Here is a 263-nt window from a genome sequence, read left to right as displayed (position 1 = left end):
GGGGGGTGCCTCTATGTCTTTCGTCAAGGCGTCCGAGTTCGGTGTGGGGTGGTTCGGGGTTGTTGGGGTTATGCGGCGAGTTCGACGTCCTTCGGTGTCCGGGGTTCGTAGAAGGTGCCGTCGCGGAGCATGGCGAACAGGACGCTGGTTCGTTGGCGGGCGAGGCGGAGGAGGGCTTGGGTGTGGGTTTTGCCGCGGGCTCGCTGGCGGTCGTAGTAGGTGCGGGAGGCGGGGTCGGCGTTCATGCAGGCGAAGGCGGACAG

Annotated in this window: 1 pseudogene; it reads right to left on the bottom strand. The window is 66.5% G+C overall.

The features are described from left to right. Window positions 1–68 precede the first annotated feature (68 nt). Window positions 69–263, bottom strand: a pseudogene (locus tag V9U70_RS00195) (IS110 family transposase); the annotation flags it as partial.

The sequence above is a fragment of the Streptomyces pratensis genome (assembly GCF_037137275.1).
GTDB lineage: Bacteria > Actinomycetota > Actinomycetes > Streptomycetales > Streptomycetaceae > Streptomyces > Streptomyces pratensis_B.
Note: the sequence above shows the minus strand (reverse complement) of the source record. Positions and strands in the feature narration are given on the sequence as shown.